The sequence below is a fragment of the Microbacterium suwonense genome, from assembly GCF_030296555.1.
GTDB lineage: Bacteria > Actinomycetota > Actinomycetes > Actinomycetales > Microbacteriaceae > Microbacterium > Microbacterium suwonense.
In genome coordinates this window covers 2,727,439-2,746,755 of the sequence record NZ_AP027728.1, presented here as the reverse complement: position 1 = coordinate 2,746,755, position 19,317 = coordinate 2,727,439, and the positions used below count along the sequence as shown (strand labels likewise).

Genomic DNA, 19,317 nt, shown 5'->3' with positions numbered 1-19,317 from the left:
ATTCGGCCACAAGATAGCGTGCCACGATCTGCCGACATTCGTATCCCCCGGAAGGGGGACCTTCGCTGAAAGCGAAATGGCCGCGCGATCGGGATGTTCTTCTGGACTGGATCGAAGAATCCAGCCGGATGCCGCGAATAGACTCGCAGGCATGCGTCCCGGTCCTGCTGTCCTGATGGTGTGCGACTATTCGCTGGGCTATCTGGGTGGGGCGCAGACCGCCTTCCTGCGGCAGGCGGAGGCACTCGCGAGCGAGGGTGTGCCGGTGGTCGTGCTGGCGCCGGATGCCGATGAGCTGACCATCGAGGGCGTGATCACCGTCGCCCCGCCACGCCGTGGGACGATCCCCGTGCTGGACCTGCCGCTGCTCGGCCGCGCTCGCGACCTGGAGCCGCTGGTCGCCGCGACCGCACGACGGCATGATGTCGGCGCGATCGTCGTGCACTCCGAGTTCGCCCTGGCCGCCGCCGCGATCACGGTCGGCCGGCAGCTCGGCATCCCGGTGCTGCACACCGTGCACACGTTCTTCTGGCGCGCGCCCGCCGTGCTCGCGCCGTTCGCGCCGCTGGTCTCGCGCGTGCACACGGCGCTGACCGGCATCCGCGGCGGGGATCGCTACACGGGCAGCCACGCACTGAACAACGCCCTGCGCACCATGACCCTGCGTATCGCTCAGCGCGCCGACATCGTGCTCTCCCCGTCCCGGCATCAGGCCGAGGCGCTGCGTACGGCGGGCGCCGGGCGCGTGGAGGCCTTCTCGAACGTCGCCCAGCCGCTGCAGGTGGCCGAGCCGCACTCCGCCGGGCCGCTGCGGCTGCTCTGGGTGGCGCGCTTCGCGCCGGAGAAGCGCGTTGAGGTGGCGTTGGACGCGATGCGCGCGGTCATCGCCCGCCTCGGCGATGGCCGCGTGCACCTGGACGTCGCCGGAGGAACACACCGCCCTGTTCCCGGCGTCACCTTCCACGGCCCGGTTCCGGGCGAGCGAGTGGCCGAGCTGATGGATGCCGCGGATGCGGCGCTCATCACCTCACTGGGCTTCGACAATCAGCCGATGGTGGCGCTGGAGGCGTTCGCGCACGGTCGGCCCGTGATCGTGAGCGACCCGGTGCTCGCGACGGAGTTCGGCGATGCCGCGATCGGCACTCCGGCCCCGGATGCCGAGGGCCTTGCCGACCTGATCCTCCGTCTGGAGACGGATCGCTCACTGCTGGACACCCCACGCGCCGGCGCCCTCGCCTACGCCCGCGAGCGCGTGGCCTCCGCACACGTCGCCCGCCTGCAGGAGCTCATCGCGTCGGTCTGACCACACCGCACATCTTCAGGTGACCCGAATCGTCGCCTCACCACCACCGGATGCCGCAATCTGCGCCACATGAGCAGGATGAGACCGGGCCACACCCACCCGAGACCCCTCACGTGCGGGTCAGAACAGCGGAACCTCGGGGATGAACTCGCGGGCGGGCGCACCGGCATCCGCGGGGAGGTCGGCGATGGTCGCCGGGTTCCACTTCGGGTTGCGGTCCTTGTCCACCAGCTGCGCGCGGATGCCCTCGGCCATGTCGGGGTGAGACCCGAACCACATCACCCGGCGGTACTCCCCTCCAGCGCCTCGCGCACGCTGCGCATCTCCCGCGCCTCGCGCACGGCATCCAGCGTGACGGCCAGGCCCGTGGGCGCCAGCTCCTCCAGCACGGTGAGCGCGGCGGCGGCATCTTCGGCATCCGATGCCCGCAGCCGGTCGGCGATCTCGCCCACCGTCGCAGCCGAGAACACCTCGTCGATCCACCCCGCGCCGCGAGCAGCGGCGACGGGTCGGGTGTCTCGTCGAAGAGCAGCACCATCTCGTTCGGTGTGCCGGGATCCGCGCGCCAGGCCAGCGCCTCGCGCAACGCGTCCAGACGGTCCGAGGGCACGTAATGGTCGGCGAAGCCGAGCTGCACGGCATCCGCTCCCGTCATGCTCTGCCCGGTCAGGCCGAGATACTCGCCGAGGCGGCCCGGCGCGCGTCCCAGCAGCCAGGTGCCGCCGACGTCGGGAGTGAAGCCGATGCGCGTCTCAGGCATGGCCAGGCGGGATCGCTCGGTGACGATGCGCACTGACGCGTGCCCGGCCAGGCCGATGCCGCCGCCCATCGTGATGCCGTCGGCGAAGGCGACGACCGGCTTCGGGTACTCGGCGATGAGCGCGTTCATCGCGTACTCGGCGCGGAAGAACCGCGCGATGTCGCCCGGATGCTCGCCCATGACCTGCTCGTACAGCGCCCGCACGTCGCCGCCGGCACAGAAGCCGCGCTCGCCCTCGCCGTCGATCAGCACGGCCTCGATGTCGGGATCATCGATCCAGGTCGTCAGGGCGGCCGTGATGCGATCGATCATCTCGAGGTTGAGGGCGTTGATCGCTCGCGGACGGTTCAGCGTGATCCGCCCGAGTGAGTTCTCGGTGCGGATCAGGACGGTGGCGGCTTCGGCATCGGTCACGCCGTCAGGCTACTCCGCTTGTCGATTCGCCCCTATTCCGGCGCCGTGGACCGCCATTCCGGCGGTCAGGATCGCGGCTTCCGGCGGATGAATCGCGGTTTCACGGACTTTTCCGGGAAGATGGGATGAACTGACCGGAACAGGGGAGGCCGCCATGCCCGGAGGACAGGTGCTCGAATTCAACCGGGCCACGAAGCGCTTCGGCGACGTGACCGCGGTCGCCGACCTGTCCGTGCGCGTCGAGCCGGGGGTGGTCACGGGCTTCCTCGGCCCCAACGGCGCCGGCAAGACGACCTCGCTGCGGATGCTGCTCGGCCAGATCCGTCCCACCTCCGGAACGGCCACGATCGGCGGCTCCGCCTACAGCGAGCTGCGCAATCCGCTGCGCACCGTCGGCGCGGTGCTGGAGGAAGCCGCCTACCGGCCCCGCCGCACGGCCACGCGTCAGCTGCTCATCGCGGCGAAGGCCAACGGTATCCCCACCAGTCGGGTCGACGAGGTGCTGCGCATGGTCGGCCTGCAGGACGACGCGGACACCCGGCTGGGCAGCTATTCGCTGGGTATGCGCCAGCGCCTGGCCGTGGCATCCGCTCTGCTGGGCGACCCGGGCGCGCTCGTGCTCGACGAGCCGGCCAACGGCCTGGATCCGGAGGGGATCCGCTGGATGCGTCTGCTGATGCGTCGTCTCGCCGATGAGGGACGCACCGTGCTGGTCTCGTCGCATGTGCTCAGCGAGATCGAGCAGGTCGCCGACAACGTCGTGGTGCTCTCCAAGGGCCGCGCCGTGTTCTCTGGGCCGATCGACCAGCTCGCAGATCCGTCCGGTGGCGCGGTGATCGTGGATGCCGCGAATCGCGCGCCGCTGATCACGGCGCTCTCGGCCGCGAAGCTGAACTTCGACGTGCTGCGCTCGGGCGTCACGGTACGCGGCTCCGATGCCGCGACGGTCGGGGCCATCACCACCGCCGCCGGCGTGCCGCTGACCCTGCTGCAGCAGCGCGGCCCGAGCCTGGAGGACGTCTTCCTCGATCTCGTGTACGGGCGCCGCTCGGACAGCCCCCGCCTCGACAAGGTCGCGAATCCGGTCGCACATGCCCCGCTGGTCGCCGACGGCTCATCCGCAGGTGCCGCATCGGCGGCGGGGATCGCCACAGCGGGTGCTGCGGCGATGTTCGCCGGCGAGAGTGCCGCGGATGCCGATGGCACGGTGGACGCCGAGCCTGCCGATGCGGACGAAACGGCGGCAGCCGACACGGATGCCGCCACAGAGCCCGCGAATGCGGATGCGGAACCAGATGTGGCCACGGATGCCGAGGCGGGTGCATCCGACGACGAGCCCGCAGTCGAGGAGCCTCTCGCAGAGGAATCAGCCGATTCGGATTCTGCCACGGAGACTCAGCGATCCGGCCCGGGCGAAGAGCCCCAGGAAGCCACCGGCGAGGTCGAGACATCGGAGGGGCCCGCAGACTCCGCGGGTGATGCTGCGCCCGCTGAACACGACGACGGCACGGCGCCCGGCGAGGATCCGCACGAGAATGCTGCGTCCGGCGAGGAGTCCCCCGACACCGGCACCGTCCTGCCGCAGGCGACCGAGGCGGTCTCCCTGCCGTCGTTCTCGAGCACGACGACGTTCACCGAGCTGATCACCGGCATCCCGGCATCCGCGTCACCGGACGACTCCGAGCCGACCGCACCCGCAACCGAGGCGATCTCGGTGTTCGCCCCGCTGCTGCCCAACGAGGATGACGACGACTCCGCCGTCGACGACGCCGAGGACGATCCGCGACTGGCCGCCATGCGCACCTCGCTCTCCAGCGCGGCGAGCCGCTTCTTCGAGGGCCCGGCACCGGATTATCCCTACGGCCACACGCCCGCTTCCGATTCCGAGCAGGATCAGCCGGAACAGGATGATCAGTCGACCGATGCACCGGATGCCGAGTCGGCGGATACGCACCCCGACCAGGGTCACGATCACGACGGCGATCAGGGCGACCAGCGCCTCGACTGACTGACCGTCAAGCGGGGCGCGGGCGGATGACCGGGCGCTGACGGGGCTTCTGCACCGGCACCGATCCGGTCGCGATCTCCTCGACGTCGGCCGGCTCATCGCTGACCTCCAGGTGCAGCGCCTGGGTGAGCGCAAGCCCGTGCCGGGTGGTGAGGATCAGCCGCTGGTACTGCTCATCGCCGTCGAGGTCGATGACGACGCTCGGCCGGCGCTTGCGGATCAGCACGAAGTCCGTCGTTCCCGCAGCCTTCCAGGTGCCGGCTGCAAGGATGCCGGGGATGTACGTGCCGGGCCCGGGGACCCCGCGCAGCCAGGTCCAGGCGTCGTCGGTGAGCTGCACCTTGGTGATGTGCTCACGCTCGATCCGCAGGTTGTCGCGGTGAAAGGTAGACACGCGCTCGATCGGAGACAGGACGACCTCGAGTCGTGTCTGATCCAGCAGCAACGTCACCATTGCTCCAGTCTGCCAGCGACCTGCCCGGACATGCTGGCGACTTGCTCACAACGCGGCAACGATCCCGCTGTCCATCTTCGAATCGCGCAAGTTGCTGCCATCTGCCCCTGAATCGAGCAAGATGCGCGATTCGAAACGGGTCAGACTGCGGCTGCCGCAGCTGCGGGAAGTGCGGCCTCGATCGCGGTGAGCTCCTCCTCGCCGTGCGCTGCGGTGAGAAACCAGGCCTCGAACACGCTCGGCGGCAGCGCGATCCCCTGCTCGCGCATCGCGTGGAAGAATGGCGCGTAGCGGAACGATTCCTGCGCCTGGGCCTGCGCATAGTCTTTCGGCGCCTCGGGCGCGAAGGCGACGCCGAACAGGTTCCCGGCACGCGGTACGGCGTGCGTGACACCGGCATCCGTCAATGCGGCGTCGAGCGCATCGCCGAGTCGGGAAGCCGCGGCATCCACTCGCGCATACACCTCCGGCGTCGCGAGCTGCAGCGTGGCGAGGCCTGCCGCGACCGACAGCGGATTCCCCGACAGCGTGCCGGCCTGGTAGACCGGGCCGACCGGAGCCAGCAGATCCATGACCTCCGCACGTCCGCCGAGAGCCGCCAACGGCATCCCGCCGCCGACGACCTTGCCGAAAGTGATGATGTCGGGCTCGTACTGCTCTCCCGCGGCCTGCTGCAGCCCCCAGAAGCCCGCCGGATGCACGCGGAACCCGGTGAGCACCTCGTCCAGGATCATCAGCGTGCCATGGGCATGAGCGGTCTCGGCGATCAGCCGGTTGAAACCGGCAAGAGGCGCGACAACGCCCATGTTCGCCGAGGCGGCCTCGACGATCACCGCGGCGATGCGGTCACCGTGCTCGGCGAACACCGCGGCCAGGGCATCCGGGTCGTTGTAGTCGATCACCAGGGTCTGCGCAACGACCGGCGCCGGCACGCCGGCCGAGCCGGGCAAGGCCAGCGTCGCGACACCCGAGCCCGCGGCCGCGAGCAGCCCGTCGGAATGCCCGTGATAGTGACCGGCGAACTTCACCAGCAGATCGCGGCCGGTCGCGCCGCGAGCCAGGCGGATTGCCGTCATGGTCGCCTCGGTGCCGGTGGACACCAGCCGCACGTGCTCGATCGGGCGGGAATCGCCGTGCCGCACGCGGTCGGCGATCAGCTGCGCGAGCTCGATCTCGCCCTCGGTGGGAGCGCCGAACGACAGGCCCCGGGTCGCGGCATCCTGCACCGCCTGCACGACCTCGGGATGCGCGTGCCCGAGCAGCGCCGGGCCCCAGGAGGCCACCAGGTCGATGTACTCGCGGCCCGCGGCATCCGTCACCCTCGCCCCGAGTGCGGATGCCAGGAACCGCGGCGTCCCACCGACCGAACCGTACGCCCGCACCGGCGAGTTCACCCCGCCGGGGATCACCGCGCGGGCAGCATCGAACAGGGTGTCATTGCGGTCGGTCATGCCCTCAAGCGTACGGATGCCGGCTATGCACGCATCCCAGGAGAACCTCACGTCACGGATCACTGATGCCCGTGAGCAGATCCGGCGTGTCGCCCTCGCGCCACGCCGTGACCGAGCCCGCGCATCAGTGATTCAACACCACGACGGCGTCGCGGACACCATCGCGACAGGGCGCGCCGGTCAGCGCAGCCAGCGAGCGGCCTCGGCCGCCCAGTACGTCAGCACGGCCTCCGCGCCGGCACGGCGGATCGAGACCAGCGATTCCAGGACGGCGGAACGCCTGTCGATCCACCCGTTGCCGGCGGCGGCCTCGATCATGGCGTACTCGCCGGAGACCTGGTAGGCCCACACCGGCACGTCCACGGCATCCCGCACCTCGCGCAGCACATCGAGGAAGCCCAGCGCCGGCTTGACCATCACGATGTCGGCACCCTCGTCCACGTCGAACAGTGCCTCGCGCACGCCCTCGCGCCGGTTGCCCGGATCCAACTGGTATGTACGGCGGTCGCCGGTCAACTGGGAATCGACGGCCTCACGGAACGGCCCGTAGAAGGCACTGGCGTACTTGGCCGAGTAGGCCAGCAGCAGGGTGTGGTGGAACCCCTCGGTGTCCAGCGCCTCACGGATCGCGGCGGTCTGACCGTCCATCATCCCGGACAGGCCGAGCAGCTGCGAGCCGGCGCGGGCCTGAGCGAGCGCCATCGAACGGTAGCGGTCGAGGGTGGCGTCGTTGTCGACGGCACCGTCGGCGTTCAGCACCCCGCAGTGCCCGTGATCGGTGAACTCGTCCAGACACAGGTCGGTCTGCACCACCAGCGCCTCGCCCACCTCGGCGGCGATCGCGGCCGTGGCGACGTTCAGGATGCCGGCGGGATCGTCCGCACCGGAACCCTCGGCGTCGCGCACCTCGGGGATGCCGAACAGCATCACCCCACCGACACCGGCCTCCGCGGCCTCCGTCGCCGCACGACGCAGCGAGTCCAGCGAATGCTGCACCACTCCGGGCATCGATCCGATCGGCGCAGGTTCGGTCAGCCCCTCGCGCACGAACACGGGCAGCACGAGCTGCCGGGCCTCCAGCGAGGTCTCGCGCACCAGGTTCCGCACCGGCGCCGACTGGCGCAGGCGGCGCAAGCGCGTCTCGGGGAAGCGACTCACGGAGCGAACTCGTCGGAGGCGTGCGGAAGCGTGAAGTGCGACACCGTCTCGATCAGGGCGTCGACGGTCTGCCGGTCGGCCACGGCCGAGATCGGCAGGCCGGCCTTGCGGGCGTCGTTCGCGGTGCGCGGGCCGATCGCCGCCAGCAGCGTGGTGTCGGGGATCTCGGGGAACTGCTCGCGCACCTGACTGGCCACGGACCCGCTGGTGATCAGGATCGCGTTGATGCGACCGTTCTCCACATCGCGGCGGATGCGATCAGTGACCGGCACCCCCACGGTGCGATAGGCGATCACGCTGTCGACGTCGTGGCCGGCCTCGTTCAGCATCACCGAGAGCACGGGCTTGGCGATCTCGCTGCGCAGTGAGAGCACCCGGCGCGACTCGGGCTCGAGGGCGATCATCTGCTCGGCCATACCAGCGGCGGAGTTGTCGAGCTCGGGAACCAGGGCCACGTCGTAGCCGACCGCCTGCAGTGCCGCCGCCGTGGTCTCGCCGACCGCGGCGATCCGTGTGCGCTTGGGAACGGTGACCCGATGTGCGAAGAGCACGTCCACCGTGGTGGCGCTGGTGACGGTGAGCCAGTCGTAGTGGCCCTCCTGCAGCCGCTCGAGTGCGCCGTCCAGGGCGTCCTGATCGGTGGTGGGCGCAAAATTGATCAGCGGCGCAACGACCGGCACGGCCCCCTGCGCGCGCAGACTCGCCGCGACGCCGTCGCCCCAGGGGCCGCCGCGGGGCACCAGAACACGCCAGCCGTCCAGCGGCCGTGCCGTTTTCGATTCGGTAGCAGTCATCAGGATCACTCTCGCGGGAGAAGGTCGGCCGCCCCCTGTTCGAGCAGCCGATGGGCCGCAGACATGCCGATGTCACGGATCGCGTGCATCGGGTCTGCACCATCGGCAGCATTCGCTCCGTTGCCACTGCCGTTCCGACGAATATACCCCCGTTCAGGGACTCCGTGACGTCGAGGCCTATCCGGCCGGTCCCGTCCGGCTCGTAGGCGACGGCTCGAACCCGGATGCTGTCGCCCGAGACCTGCGCGTGAGCGGCCATCGGAGCCTGGCATCCGGCATCGAGGCCTGCCAGGATCGCGCGTTCCACGGTCACCGCGATGCGGGTGTCCTCGTGGTCGAGCTCGGCGAGGGCTGCGAGCAGTTCGGCCGGGGCATCCGCTCGCGTCTCGACGGCGAGCGCCCCTGGCCGGGCGCCGTCGGCCATTCCGCCAGGCCCAGGTGCTCGCGCTGCAGCGGGGAGTCCGATCCGAGACGTGATAATCCGGCGGCGGCGAGGATCACGGCATCCAGTTCACCGGAGGCCACCCGCTCCAGGCGCGAGTCGACGTTCCCGCGGATGTCAACCACTTCTGCGCGCGGTGCGCGCCGGCGCACCTGCGCGACGCGGCGCGGCGAGCCCGTGCCCACCTTCGCACCGCTGCGCAGCGGTGCAGCGGTGTGCCGTCGCGAGTGATCACGACATCGCGGGCGTCCTCGCGCACCGGTGTGGCCGCGATGACCAGCTCTGCGGGCACCTGCGTCGGCAGATCCTTCAACGAGTGCACGAGGATGTCGCATTCACCCGCCATCAGCGCCTCGCGCAGCCGGTTGGCGAACACGCCCGTCCCGCCGATCTCCGACAGCGACGCCCGGTTCGTGTCGCCCTCCGACACGATCGGCACCAGCTCGACCGGACGACCGGAGGCCTTCGCGAGGGCGTCGGCGACGTGGCCGGACTGCGCCTGTGCGAGGGCGCTGCGGCGGGTGCCGAGGCGGATGGGCGTGGGTGCGGTCACTGCAGCACGTCGGCGATCTCGTCGAGGCGCAGGCGGCGCCCGGTGTAGAAGGGCACCTCCTCCTTCACATACCGGCGCGCCTCGGTGTAGCGCAGGTCGCGCATCAGGTCGACGAGCTCGGTGGGGTCGTCGGCCTCCAGCGGCAGCAGCCATTCGTAGTTGCCGAGCGCGAACGCGGCGACCGTGTTGGCGGTGACTCCGGTGTGCGCGGCGCCCTTGCGCCCGTGGTCGGCGAGCATGCGGCGGCGGTCGTCATCGGATGCCAGGTACCACTCGGGGGTGCGCACGAACGGGTACAGGCACAGCCACTGCTTGGCGGGGATGCCGCGCAGGAAGCCGGGCACGTGCGCCCGGTTGAACTCGGCATCGCGGTGCACGCCCAGCACGTTCCACACCGGCAGCAGCGGACGCAGCAGGTCGGTGCGGCGCAGGCGGCGCAGGGCGCGCTGCAGCTCTTCAGCGGTGGATCCGTGCAGCCAGACCATCAGGTCGGCATCCGCTTTCAGCCCGCTGACGTCGTAGAAGCCCCGCACTGTGACGCCGGATTCCTCCACGTTGGCGACGATGGTCTCCAGCTCCGTCGCGTCGGTGGCGGTCACCGGCGCGTCGGGGTTGCGGCGCCAGACGGCCCAGAGGGTGAATCCCGAGGCGGTGGATGCGGGCAGGCTGTCTTCACGTACTTCCGGCATGCTCCCAGTCTGCCCCTTTCCCGCAGAGGCGGCGAACCGGGAGTCAGCTCACCCGTGAAGGGCTCGAGCGATCAGCGGGAGAGCGCGCGGGCGATCACCCAGACCGCACCGCCCACCGCGGCGGCGACGCCGACGACGGCCGCCGCCGCGCCGATCGGGTTGCGCCTGGCGAAAGTGCGTGCTCGCAGGATGCCACGCTGCGACGCCTGCTCCACACGACGCGGCACGTTCCCCTTGATCTCGATGGCGGCCAGCGCCGCCTTCAGCTCGGCCCGCGCCGAGGCGACCGGATCGACGATCCCGTCGGGCACGACGGTGCGTGCGATGGCCTCGGCCTTCTGCGTCGGATCAGAATTCGTCATTGTCGGACTCCTTCATCAAGCGCACATCGGTGGCGATCGCCTGCCCGGGGTTCTGTCTCTTCACGACTCTGCGGAAGCGCAGCACGCCCAGCAGGGCGAAGAGCACGATGCCCAGCAGCAGGAAGCCGAAGACGGCGAGCGCTGCGACCCATGCCGGCCACCAGGAGGACAGTCCGATGATGCCGAACGCCAGCAGCACCGGGATCGCCCAGAACAGCAGGAACAGCACGATGACGAACCACAGGCTGCCGATCCCGGCATCCTTCGCCGTACGCGAGACCCACGCCTTCGCGGCGTTGATCTCGGCGGTGACGAGATTGCGCACCAGCTCGGGCAGATCGCCGAGCAGCGTCAGCAGGCTGTCATCGGCACGATCGCGGTATCCGCGTGTCATGTCACTCCGCCTCTGAGGTCGTCTTCTTCGCAGCGGACTTGGCCGTGGACGTGCTCTTCTTGGCCGTGGACTTCTTCGCCGTACTGCGCGTGGAGGCCTTGGGCGCGGACCTGGCCGCCGCCTCTTCCTGCTCAGCGCGCTCGACGCCACGGGCCGTCGCATCTGCGGCAGCGTCGGCCACCTCGCCGGCGGCCCGCTTGGCCGCATCCACCCCGGAGTTGAGTCTCTGCTCTGCGGTGCCGGTGTTCGACACCGCCTTGACCACGTTCACCGCACCGGTCCACAGCGCACCGGGCACCGCGGCGGCCTGAGCCTTGGCGATCTCCTGCACGCGCGTGACCTGGTGTTGCACCGGGTCGAGGTGCCAGACCTTGAGCCACTGCTTCTTGATCTGCTCGTAGCGCTCACGTCCTGCACGCGTACCGAGCACGTATCCCACGCCGAGTCCTACGACGAGTCCGATCTTCCCTTTCACGGGGGCCTCCTGACCTTGTTGCGGCGTCTTCACCAGGAACTGAAGCGCGTGCCCCCGGCGATCGTGTACCCAGGCTAGTCGCATATTCCGAATTCGGCATCTGACCTTGCGCGCAGGGCCGTCAACGCGTAAGAGAGCCGTCTTGCTGATCCCACAGCAGCGCGCTGCGCAGCCGGTCGGTCTCGGCGACGGCATCCGGAATCACCTGCGCCAGCCCCGTTCCGGCAAGCCACGCGCCCACCGCCGCCAGTCGCGGCGTGCGGGCGATGGCCGCGCGTGCGGTCGTGCGGCGATCTGCTGCGCCGATCAGCGACGCCGGCTGCGACTGCACGAAGCGCGCCCTGTGCGCGGCGCGCAGGCGATCGGGCGGCAGAGCGACGCCGAGCAGAGCGGATGCCTCCGACAGCGCCAGCTGAGCGGCGGCATCGTCATCGAGTTCCGCGGTCGCGGCCGGCTCGCCCTGCGTGCCGAACGATACGCGCACGATGTGGTTTCCGTCCGCGGCGCGGCGCAGCCAGCCCCACTTCGCGGTGGAATGCGTGAGCGCCTTGGCCGTGTGGCTGCCGGGAACCGTGAGCACGCCGCTGCCGCGCGGGGCGGCGTCGAGTTCGGGGGCCTCCAGCAGCAGGGTGACGATCTCGATCTCGGGGGCGTCTCCCTGCTCTCCCAGCCCGGTGACGTGCGGGGTGAGCAGCGTGCGGGCGGCCGGTTCGGCGGTCGCGACGACGACTCCGGTGGCGGTGAGCGGCGTCGGTGCCTCGGTGGCGCCGTCATCGGCATCCGTCTCGCCCTCTTCGCCGTCGTCCGGCTCGATCGTCACGACCCAGTTCTCGCCGTCGCGGCCGATGCTCGTGACCCGGGTGCCCGTGCGCACCTCGACGCCGAGCAGCTCGAGCTCCACGCGCAGTGCGGCCACGAGCCGTGTCATTCCACCGTCGAGCCCCTGCACGGCCGCACCGGGCTTCTTGCCGGCTCGCTCACCCTGCATGGTGAGCACGGCGCCGCTCAGCGAGCCCACGCGTGTCAGCGCGGCATTCAGCCCCGGAGCCGCAGCGTCGACGTCGACGTCGTCGGGGAGCGCCGAGTACACGCCCGCCGTCACGGGTGCGACGAGGCGGTCCCGCACGCGCGCGCCCATCCGGGTGGAGACCAGTCGGCCGAGGCTGCGCTCGTGCCCGATGGTCAACGGCGGGCGCAGCCGGTCGACATAGGCGCGCCACGCTCCGCGCCAACCGATGATCGCGCGTACGTCCTCCTGGAAGGGATTGGCCGGGATGCCGAGCAGGCCGCCAACGGGCAGTGGCGCATCCGGGGCGTCCGGGATGCCGCTGAGCCAGGCACCGCCGCCTTCGGGGGCGACGATCGCGTCAGACAGGCCGAGCTCGTCGATCAACGCGCGCACGTGCCCGCCGCGGGTGGCGAAGCTCTCGGCGCCGACGTCGACGACGATGCCGTCGAGGTCAGCGGAGCGGACGCTGCCGCCGAGTTCGGGTTCCGCTTCCAGGAGGGTGACGCGGATGCCGACCTTCGCGCACTCGCGGGCGGCGATGAGCCCGCCGATGCCCCCGCCGATCACGACGACGTGCTGATCCGCCGCGCGGGCGGCGAGTTCGGCCGGATGCTCAGGGCTCATGCTCCGATTCTCCCATCGCGTCCTATGAGCTGTTCCGTCGTCCGTTCCCGCATCCGATGTTCCCGCATCCGATGGGCGCCCCATCGGCTCAGCCCGTCCAGGTCGCGAATGTTGCCGGATGCCGTCGGCTCAGCCCGTCCAGGTCGCAATCGTTGCCGCCTGGCGGCCGATGTTCCGGCATCCATTGCGACCTGGGCGTGCGGAAGAGGGCGGGACGGGTCAGAGCTCGCCGTGGGCGAGACGGACGATGCGAGTGAGCTGATCGGGGTCGGTGTCCGGCGGGACGCCGTGTCCGAGATTCAGCACATGCCCCTTGCCGCCGCGTCCGCGCTCGATCACATCGCGCACGTGCTCCTCGAGCACCGGCCACGGCGCCTGCAGCAGCGCCGGGTCGATATTGCCCTGCACGGCGACATCGGGACCGAGGACGCGGATCGCCTCATCCAGCGGCATCCGCCAGTCGACCCCGACCGCGTCGGCGACGCCGTCCAGACGCATGTCGGCGAGGAACGGACCGGTGCCGACGCCGAAGTGGATGCTGGGCACGCCGATCCCCTCGAGCGCGGCGTGCGAGTGCGGAGCGATGTGCCGGCGGTAGTCGGCCGGGCTCAGCGAACCTGCCCACGAGTCGAAGAGCTGCACGACGGATGCCCCGGCATCGCGTTGGATCTCCAGGAAGCGCCGTGAGATGCGCGACAGCCAGCCGGCCAGGCGACCCCAGGACTCGGGATCGGCGTGCATCATGGCGCGGGCGCGCAGATGCTCCTTCGAGGGACCGCCCTCGATCAGGTAGGCCGCGAGAGTGAACGGCGCGCCGGCGAAGCCGATCAGCGGGGTCTCATCGAGCTCGGCCGTGACGATGCCGACCGCCTCGGCGATCGCGGTGCCGTCCAGGTCTGCCGGGTCGATCGCGGTGATGCGGGCGACGTCATCCGCTGTGCGCACCGGGTTCGCGAACACCGGGCCGCGCCCCGGCTCGATCTCCACCTCGACGCCGGCCAGGCGCAGCGGGATGACGATGTCACTGAAGAACACTGCCGCGTCCACACCGTGCCGGCGCACCGGCTGCAGCGTGATCTCGGCCGCGAGATCGGGGGTGAGGCAGGCGTCCAGCATCCGGGTGCCGACGCGCAGCTCGCGGTACTCGGGCAATGACCTGCCCGCCTGACGCATGAACCAGACGGGGGTGCGCTCGGGCCTGTCCCCGGCGAGCGCGCGCAGCAGATCACTCATGCTGTCGATCCTCGCACCTGCAGCTATGCGTCTCGTCAGGGGGTGGCCGGCCCGGTAAGGCTCCCCTCAGATGCCGTACATAGCGATCGGGCGTACCCTGACCACGTGCTGCTCTGCGTCACGGCGAGTCACAAGACCGCTTCCTTCGAACTGCTCGAACGCCTCAGCCGCCACCCCGAAACCGTCGCCCCGACACTCGTCGAAGCCGGCGCGCAGGGAGCCGTCGTGCTGGCGACCTGCAACCGGTTCGAGACTTATGTCGAGACGGACGGCACCGAGACGGGTGCCGTGCTGGATGTCGTCGCGCAGGCCGCCGGCATCCCCGCAGAAGACCTCGACGGCTCGTACCACGTGATCGAGGAGGGCCGGGTCGCAGAGCACCTGTTCGCCGTGGCATCCGGTCTGGAGTCCGTCGTCTCCGGCGAGGGCGAGATCGCCGGCCAGGTGCGGCGTGCGCTGAGCGAGGCGCGCAAACAGGGCACCACCTCCCCGGCGCTCGAGCGGCTCTTCCAGCGCGCGAGCCAAGCGCAGCGCAAGGTCAAGAACGTCACCGCGCTGCAGCGCGCCGGCCGCTCACTCGTCCGCCTGTCGCTGGAGCTGGCCGACAGCCGTATCGCGGACTGGTCCGCGGAGCGCGTGCTGCTGGTGGGCACCGGCTCCTATGCCGCCGTCACCCTCGCCACGCTGCGCGAACGCGGAGCGGTCGACATCTCGGTGTACTCGCCATCAGGGCGTGCCGAGCTGTTCGCGAAGAAGCACGGCATCCGTGCCGTCGCGGCATCCGACTATGCCCGCACCGCACAGCGCTCCTCACTGCTGATCACCTGCACCACCGCCACCGATCCAGTGCTGGGCCCGGAGCAGCTGCAGCGTCCGTCGCGCACGGCGACGGACGGCTGCCCGGTGAGTCACGGCTCACAGCTGGTGATCGACCTGGGGATGCCGAGAAACGTCGATCCCGACGTCGCACATCTCGAGGGCGTCGCCCTGCTGGACTTGGAGACGATCCGGCTGCACGCCCCGCTTGAGGAGCTGCAGGCGACGGATGCCGCGCGCGCCGTCGTCCGCGAGGCGGCGGAGGACTTCCGTGCGGCCGGCTCCCGCGCGGCGGTGACACCCGCCGTCGTCGCGCTGCGCACGCACATCTTCGAGCTGCTGGAAGCCGAGATCGACCGTGCGCGCCGTCGCGGCGATGAGGACGGGCTGGTGGAGCAGGCGATGCGCCATCTCGCCGGCGTACTGCTGCACACGCCCACCACGCGCGCCCACGAGCTGGCGGCGGAGGGTCGCGGCGACGAGTTCCTCGCGGCACTCGAGACCCTGTACGGCCTGGTGCCGGATGCCGATCACTCGGCGGAATCCGAGATCGCCTGAGCCAGCCGACGGGTGCACAATACTGGATCAATGGGCGACGCACTGGATGCCGGACGTACCGTTCCGCGACGGCATCCTGATCGTCTGTCAAGGCTTCCGTGTCGTGTACCCGCAGTGATCGGCACCTCTACGCCGTGCCGACGCATCCGCACGAGGAATGGACACGGGATACTGCCAAATCAGCGGATAGGCAGATTTGTGGTCAATCATCGGGCACTTGGGCGAGGAGTGATGCGACCGCTGCACGCACGCGGGGAAGATCGACGTTGATGGTGGCCCACACCGCCTCGTAATCGGTCGCCTCGTAGTGGTGCGCGAGCCGATCCCGCATGCGCTTGATGCTCGACCAGGGCACCTGCGGGTTCGCGACGATCATTTCCTCGCTCAACCGCGCGACGTTCTCACCGACCTTGATGATGATCGATTCGGCCGCGAGCCCCGGTGTATTGAGATCGTCCGAGACATACCACTCATGGCCTCGACCGGCGAGTCGCATGCCATCGTCGCACAACCTCACGATCTCACGCAGCGACCGTTCGTCCCTATCTCTCACGCGGCCACCGCTGACCGGAGGATCGGATGATCAGCGGGGAGCCCTCCGTCTGTGACCACGTCGACCGGAACGCCGAGCAATCGTTCGGCGGCGAAGGCGAATTCGGCGATCGTCAGCAATCCGACGTGCGGTGAGCGGGTGACAAGGATATCGAGGTCGCTCTGCGTGGTGTCCGTGCCCTGCCCGGCGGAGCCGAACACGCGCAGGTTGCTCAGGCCGTACCGCGCAGCGAGTGCCTTGAGTTCGTCGCGATGCCGTTCAACCGCCTCGTGCGGCAAAGGGCGCATGGCCGACCGCAATCTACCGACCATTTCCGCCGACGGATTCCGGCGCCCCGACTCGTATGCGGCAATGTTCGGCTGCGCAACACCGCTGCGCAGTGCAAGTTGCGCTTGGCTGAGCCCAGCTCGCTCACGTGACTCGCGCAGCGTTTCACTCATATCATGATGATATCGCGCCGATGGATTCGCGGGAAGAGGGGAAAGACCGCGCGGGCACCAGCATCTGCTCACGCAACGCTAAATCGGTCGGTCTTGAGGCGAGCCGCTGTGACGAGGTCGATGCGCTTGGCGTTCACACGGAACTTCTCCCGCTCGACAATGGCCCCCTGGCACACTGGATGCATGCCTCTTCACATCACCGGCGACGCCGCCGCGGACGACCTCCTCACGACCAACCCGCTGGCACTTCTGGTCGGCATGCTGCTCGACCAGCAGGTCGTTTAACCATGTGGCAGCAATCGCTGCGGAAGGCCGGGCCTCACTACCTAATTGACGGTCAGGTAGTGCGGCCCGGCGATCACGCCGAACTGCGGTCGCGCATGTCCTTGACAAGTCTCGGCGTACGTCGGTGGCCGACCTCCACTAGCCAGCGAGAAAACGGATACGCCAGTCGCACGACATAGTAGTTGACATATTCGGCGACACCGAAGAGCCACACGGCAAGGGCCAGCACAAGAGCGGCCGCGCTCGGGCGCATTGCGACGACCGCGACGAGGCTAGCTGCCAGCAGCACTGCGTCGACGAGGCGAAAGCACCGGTAGACGGTCCGCATGGTTTGCGGCATGCTTCCGCGCCCGATCCAGGCGCGCGCCGCCAGCCAGTAGATGCCCGCCTGGACGAGTATTGCGACCAGCGGTATGAGCGCGGCCCAGACCGCGAGCCGGTCGGAGTCGGACGCGATTATTGGCGAGATCGCCCAGGCCATGGCAAAGCAGAAGATGACCGCTGCGACGATCTCGCCAATCCCGAGGTTCAGAAATCTGCGCCTCAGCTCTCGCGTGTGCTCGACTCCCATTGTCCAAAACGTTACAGTCCCCCAGGAATGCAGGGCTCGCTCCATTAAGACTATTAGGACCCCTGGTAGATCTACCGCCTCTATCAGCGCGGCCCTCCATGTCCCTTGATACTGCTTCCTGCGATACTGACGGCATGCCGGAACTGCACCTCACCGACGACGCCAAAGCCGACAAACTGTTGAGCGACAACCCCCTCGCCCTCCTGATCGGGATGCTGCTGGACCAGCAGGTGCCGATGGAGACCGCGTTCGCGGGTCCGCTCAAGATCGTGCAGCGCACGGGCGCGACGGATGCCGCGGCCATCGCCGGCATGGATCCGGATGCCTTCCTCGAGGCGTTCCGGGAATCGCCCGCTGTGCACCGCTTTCCCGGATCGATGGCCACCCGGGTGCAGACGCTGTGCCAGACCCTCATCGATGCCTGGGGCGGCGATGCATCCGCCCTGTGGACCGACGGCGACCCCGACGGCGCCGAGGTCCTGAAGCGGTTGAAGAAGCTGCCCGGTTTCGGTGAGCAGAAGGCGAAGATCTTCCTCGCGCTGCTCGGCAAGCAGTACGGGTTCACCGGCGCGGGCTGGCGGGAGGCATCCGCGCCCTACGGCGAGGACGGCTCGTACCGCAGCGTCGCCGACATCGTCTCGCCCGAGTCGCTGGCGAAGGTGCGCGCACACAAGAAGGCGATCAAGGCCGCAGCCAAGACGGGCAAGTGAGGCGCGAGCCGAGCGGTCACTCCGCCGAGCTGTAGACCACTGTCGCACCGCCTGCGGGCCGCACGGCGAGGATCATCGCCAGCACACCGAGGAAGGCGACGGCGCCAGCCTCGAGGATGCCACTGAGTCCGAACACGGCGAGCAGCACGCCCTGATCATCAGCGATCCCGGGACCGAGCACGAGTCCCGATTGCAGCAACCAGGCGACGACCGTCGCCAGGAGCGCCCACAGCGGCGCCCAGTTCCAGGGACGCGGCACGACGTCGCTCCGTCCGATCTGGGTCACGGCCGTCACCGCGAGTACGAGCGCGATCACCTCGAGGGTGATCCCGATCATGCTCATCGCCGCGACGAAGTCCGGCAGCGCCGCCTCGTCCTCCGGCAGGGGCAGGAGCACCAGCGGCTGCACGAGGAACCAGATGGCCAGCGCGACGAGCGCGCCCGTCCCGAACGGACGTCGCGCGGTGACGCTGCCCGACCTGCCCAGCCCGACCGCGAAGACGATCGCTCCGCCCGAGAACAGCAGCGTCGGCAGCGAGAGGTACGGCAGGCCCGGCAGACTCGACAGGCTCGGGGCGGCGAGCCCCAGCAGAGCGGATGCCGCGAGCAGACCGCCGCCGAGCATCCAGGTGCGCCGACGGGCACGGGCGCCGACCGCACCGGCATCCACATCGACCATGAGCCCACTCTACCGACGCGACGCCATCGGCCGTCCTCAGACGCGCGCGGTGCGCTCGGCCTCTCGGGCCGCGACGATCTTGCGCAGTCCAGAGCTGGAGAAGCGGTGGTCGCGGCTGTTGAAGTACAGCTCGATGCCGGCCTCTTCGCAGTAGGCGCGGCCGGTGAAGTCGCGGTCCGCGTACTCGTCGCCGACGATGCGGACGTCGAGTTTGAAGGCGCGCAGGATGTCTTCGAGGTCCTGCTCGGTGGAGTACGGCACGATCTCGTCGACGTACTCGCAGCCGCGCAGCTGGATGTAGCGCTCGACGACGGTCTGCGTCGGGGCATTCTTCTCGGGCCGGTCGAGCGTCGGATCCATCTGCAGGCCGCAGATCAGGTAATCGCACTGACGCTTCGCTTCAGCGAGCATCATGATATGCCCGGCGTGCAGCAGGTCGAAGGTCGAGAACGTGATCCCGACCCGGGGGCCGGGGTTGTAGTCCTGGTGCTTCTTGACCGTGTCGATTGTCATCCTGATCCTCTCGGTGGTGCCGTGGAGAGTCTATTAGGCACCCGCGACATAGCATTGCCGTGGACTGCT

General features: G+C 69.5%; 21 protein-coding genes and 3 pseudogenes. 5 read left to right on the top strand and 19 right to left on the bottom strand.

Annotated elements, in window-relative coordinates; translation table 11 throughout:
* Window positions 1-151: 151 nt before the first annotated feature.
* Window positions 152-1,303 carry a glycosyltransferase family 4 protein gene (locus QUE33_RS13810; protein WP_286300788.1) on the top strand — a complete coding sequence of 384 codons (1,152 nt, stop codon included), beginning with the start codon at window positions 152-154 and terminating at the stop codon, window positions 1,301-1,303.
* A 120-nt stretch (window positions 1,304-1,423) separates the two neighbouring features.
* On the opposite strand, the gene QUE33_RS16430 is transcribed toward QUE33_RS13810, so the two are convergent.
* The 3 genes and pseudogenes from QUE33_RS16430 to QUE33_RS16420 form a co-directional block, all read right to left on the bottom strand.
* The gene (locus QUE33_RS16430; RefSeq protein ID WP_434019630.1) at window positions 1,424-1,582 is read right to left on the bottom strand and encodes an enoyl-CoA hydratase/isomerase family protein; all 159 of its coding nucleotides are present in this window, start codon (window positions 1,580-1,582) and stop codon (window positions 1,424-1,426) included.
* The gene (locus tag QUE33_RS16425) at window positions 1,582-1,773 is read right to left on the bottom strand and encodes an enoyl-CoA hydratase/isomerase family protein (RefSeq protein ID WP_434019601.1); all 192 of its coding nucleotides are present in this window, start codon (window positions 1,771-1,773) and stop codon (window positions 1,582-1,584) included. The genes QUE33_RS16430 and QUE33_RS16425 overlap by 1 nt, the downstream gene beginning before the upstream one ends.
* Window positions 1,774-1,859: 86 nt before the next feature.
* Window positions 1,860-2,477 (bottom strand): annotated as a pseudogene (locus QUE33_RS16420) (enoyl-CoA hydratase/isomerase family protein); the annotation flags it as partial.
* 154 nt (window positions 2,478-2,631) lie between these two features.
* Between QUE33_RS16420 and QUE33_RS13800 the strand changes: the two are divergent.
* Window positions 2,632-4,485: an ATP-binding cassette domain-containing protein gene (locus tag QUE33_RS13800; RefSeq protein ID WP_286300787.1), complete on the top strand. Its 1,854-nt coding sequence runs from the start codon at window positions 2,632-2,634 to the stop codon at window positions 4,483-4,485.
* A gap of 7 nt (window positions 4,486-4,492) precedes the next feature.
* On the opposite strand, the gene QUE33_RS13795 is transcribed toward QUE33_RS13800, so the two are convergent.
* The 11 genes and pseudogenes from QUE33_RS13795 to hemE form a co-directional block, all read right to left on the bottom strand.
* The gene (locus QUE33_RS13795; protein ID WP_286300786.1) at window positions 4,493-4,939 is read right to left on the bottom strand and encodes a hypothetical protein; all 447 of its coding nucleotides are present in this window, start codon (window positions 4,937-4,939) and stop codon (window positions 4,493-4,495) included.
* A gap of 140 nt (window positions 4,940-5,079) precedes the next feature.
* Window positions 5,080-6,390, bottom strand: a complete 1,311-nt coding sequence (hemL, locus tag QUE33_RS13790) for a glutamate-1-semialdehyde 2,1-aminomutase (protein WP_286300785.1) — start codon at window positions 6,388-6,390, stop codon at window positions 5,080-5,082.
* Window positions 6,391-6,570: 180 nt separating this feature from the next.
* A complete protein-coding gene (hemB, locus tag QUE33_RS13785) occupies window positions 6,571-7,548 on the bottom strand; it encodes a porphobilinogen synthase (RefSeq protein WP_286300783.1) in 978 nt (325 codons plus the stop codon).
* Entirely contained in the window at window positions 7,545-8,342 is a 798-nt protein-coding gene (locus tag QUE33_RS13780) for a uroporphyrinogen-III synthase (RefSeq protein ID WP_286300781.1), read from the bottom strand. Before QUE33_RS13780 ends, hemB begins: the two co-directional genes overlap by 4 nt.
* A gap of 309 nt (window positions 8,343-8,651) precedes the next feature.
* Window positions 8,652-9,337 (bottom strand): annotated as a pseudogene (gene hemC, locus QUE33_RS13775) (hydroxymethylbilane synthase).
* A complete protein-coding gene (gene hemQ / locus QUE33_RS13770) occupies window positions 9,334-10,026 on the bottom strand; it encodes a hydrogen peroxide-dependent heme synthase (protein ID WP_286300779.1) in 693 nt (230 codons plus the stop codon). The pseudogene hemC and the gene hemQ overlap by 4 nt, the downstream one beginning before the upstream one ends.
* A gap of 71 nt (window positions 10,027-10,097) precedes the next feature.
* Window positions 10,098-10,388 carry a hypothetical protein gene (locus QUE33_RS13765; protein ID WP_286300777.1) on the bottom strand — a complete coding sequence of 97 codons (291 nt, stop codon included), beginning with the start codon at window positions 10,386-10,388 and terminating at the stop codon, window positions 10,098-10,100.
* Complete coding sequence (locus tag QUE33_RS13760; RefSeq protein WP_286300775.1) at window positions 10,375-10,782, bottom strand: phage holin family protein; 408 nt, start codon at window positions 10,780-10,782, stop codon at window positions 10,375-10,377. Before QUE33_RS13760 ends, QUE33_RS13765 begins: the two co-directional genes overlap by 14 nt.
* Window position 10,783: 1 nt before the next feature.
* Window positions 10,784-11,257 (bottom strand): hypothetical protein, encoded by a 474-nt coding sequence (locus tag QUE33_RS13755; RefSeq protein ID WP_286300772.1) that lies wholly within the window; start codon window positions 11,255-11,257, stop codon window positions 10,784-10,786.
* A gap of 121 nt (window positions 11,258-11,378) precedes the next feature.
* Complete coding sequence (locus tag QUE33_RS13750; protein WP_286300770.1) at window positions 11,379-12,890, bottom strand: protoporphyrinogen/coproporphyrinogen oxidase; 1,512 nt, start codon at window positions 12,888-12,890, stop codon at window positions 11,379-11,381.
* 219 nt (window positions 12,891-13,109) lie between these two features.
* Entirely contained in the window at window positions 13,110-14,123 is a 1,014-nt protein-coding gene (gene hemE, locus QUE33_RS13745; protein WP_286300768.1) for a uroporphyrinogen decarboxylase, read from the bottom strand.
* A gap of 105 nt (window positions 14,124-14,228) precedes the next feature.
* On the opposite strand from hemE, the gene QUE33_RS13740 reads away from it, so the two are divergent.
* Window positions 14,229-15,497, top strand: coding sequence for a glutamyl-tRNA reductase (locus QUE33_RS13740; protein ID WP_286300767.1), 1,269 nt, complete (start codon window positions 14,229-14,231; stop codon window positions 15,495-15,497).
* 202 nt (window positions 15,498-15,699) lie between these two features.
* Here QUE33_RS13740 and QUE33_RS13735 read toward each other — a convergent pair whose 3' ends face one another.
* Complete coding sequence (locus QUE33_RS13735; protein WP_286300765.1) at window positions 15,700-15,993, bottom strand: HepT-like ribonuclease domain-containing protein; 294 nt, start codon at window positions 15,991-15,993, stop codon at window positions 15,700-15,702.
* 53 nt (window positions 15,994-16,046) lie between these two features.
* Entirely contained in the window at window positions 16,047-16,490 is a 444-nt protein-coding gene (locus tag QUE33_RS13730) for an XRE family transcriptional regulator (RefSeq protein WP_286300763.1), read from the bottom strand.
* A 183-nt stretch (window positions 16,491-16,673) separates the two neighbouring features.
* Between QUE33_RS13730 and QUE33_RS13725 the strand changes: the two are divergent.
* A pseudogene (locus tag QUE33_RS13725) lies at window positions 16,674-16,769 on the top strand (HhH-GPD-type base excision DNA repair protein); the annotation flags it as partial.
* A gap of 79 nt (window positions 16,770-16,848) precedes the next feature.
* On the opposite strand, the gene QUE33_RS13720 reads toward QUE33_RS13725, so the two are convergent.
* On the bottom strand, window positions 16,849-17,346 hold the full coding sequence (locus tag QUE33_RS13720) for a hypothetical protein (protein WP_286300760.1): 498 nt from the start codon (window positions 17,344-17,346) through the stop codon (window positions 16,849-16,851).
* A gap of 134 nt (window positions 17,347-17,480) precedes the next feature.
* Between QUE33_RS13720 and QUE33_RS13715 the strand changes: the two genes are divergently transcribed.
* The gene (locus QUE33_RS13715; RefSeq protein WP_286300758.1) at window positions 17,481-18,056 is read left to right on the top strand and encodes an HhH-GPD-type base excision DNA repair protein; all 576 of its coding nucleotides are present in this window, start codon (window positions 17,481-17,483) and stop codon (window positions 18,054-18,056) included.
* A 16-nt stretch (window positions 18,057-18,072) separates the two neighbouring features.
* Here the strand turns inward: QUE33_RS13715 and QUE33_RS13710 are convergent, their stop codons facing one another.
* Both QUE33_RS13710 and QUE33_RS13705 read right to left on the bottom strand, forming a co-directional pair.
* A complete protein-coding gene (locus QUE33_RS13710) occupies window positions 18,073-18,735 on the bottom strand; it encodes a hypothetical protein (protein ID WP_286300756.1) in 663 nt (220 codons plus the stop codon).
* Window positions 18,736-18,771: 36 nt separating this feature from the next.
* On the bottom strand, window positions 18,772-19,248 hold the full coding sequence (locus tag QUE33_RS13705) for an adenylyltransferase/cytidyltransferase family protein (protein WP_286300753.1): 477 nt from the start codon (window positions 19,246-19,248) through the stop codon (window positions 18,772-18,774).
* Window positions 19,249-19,317: the final 69 nt, after the last annotated feature.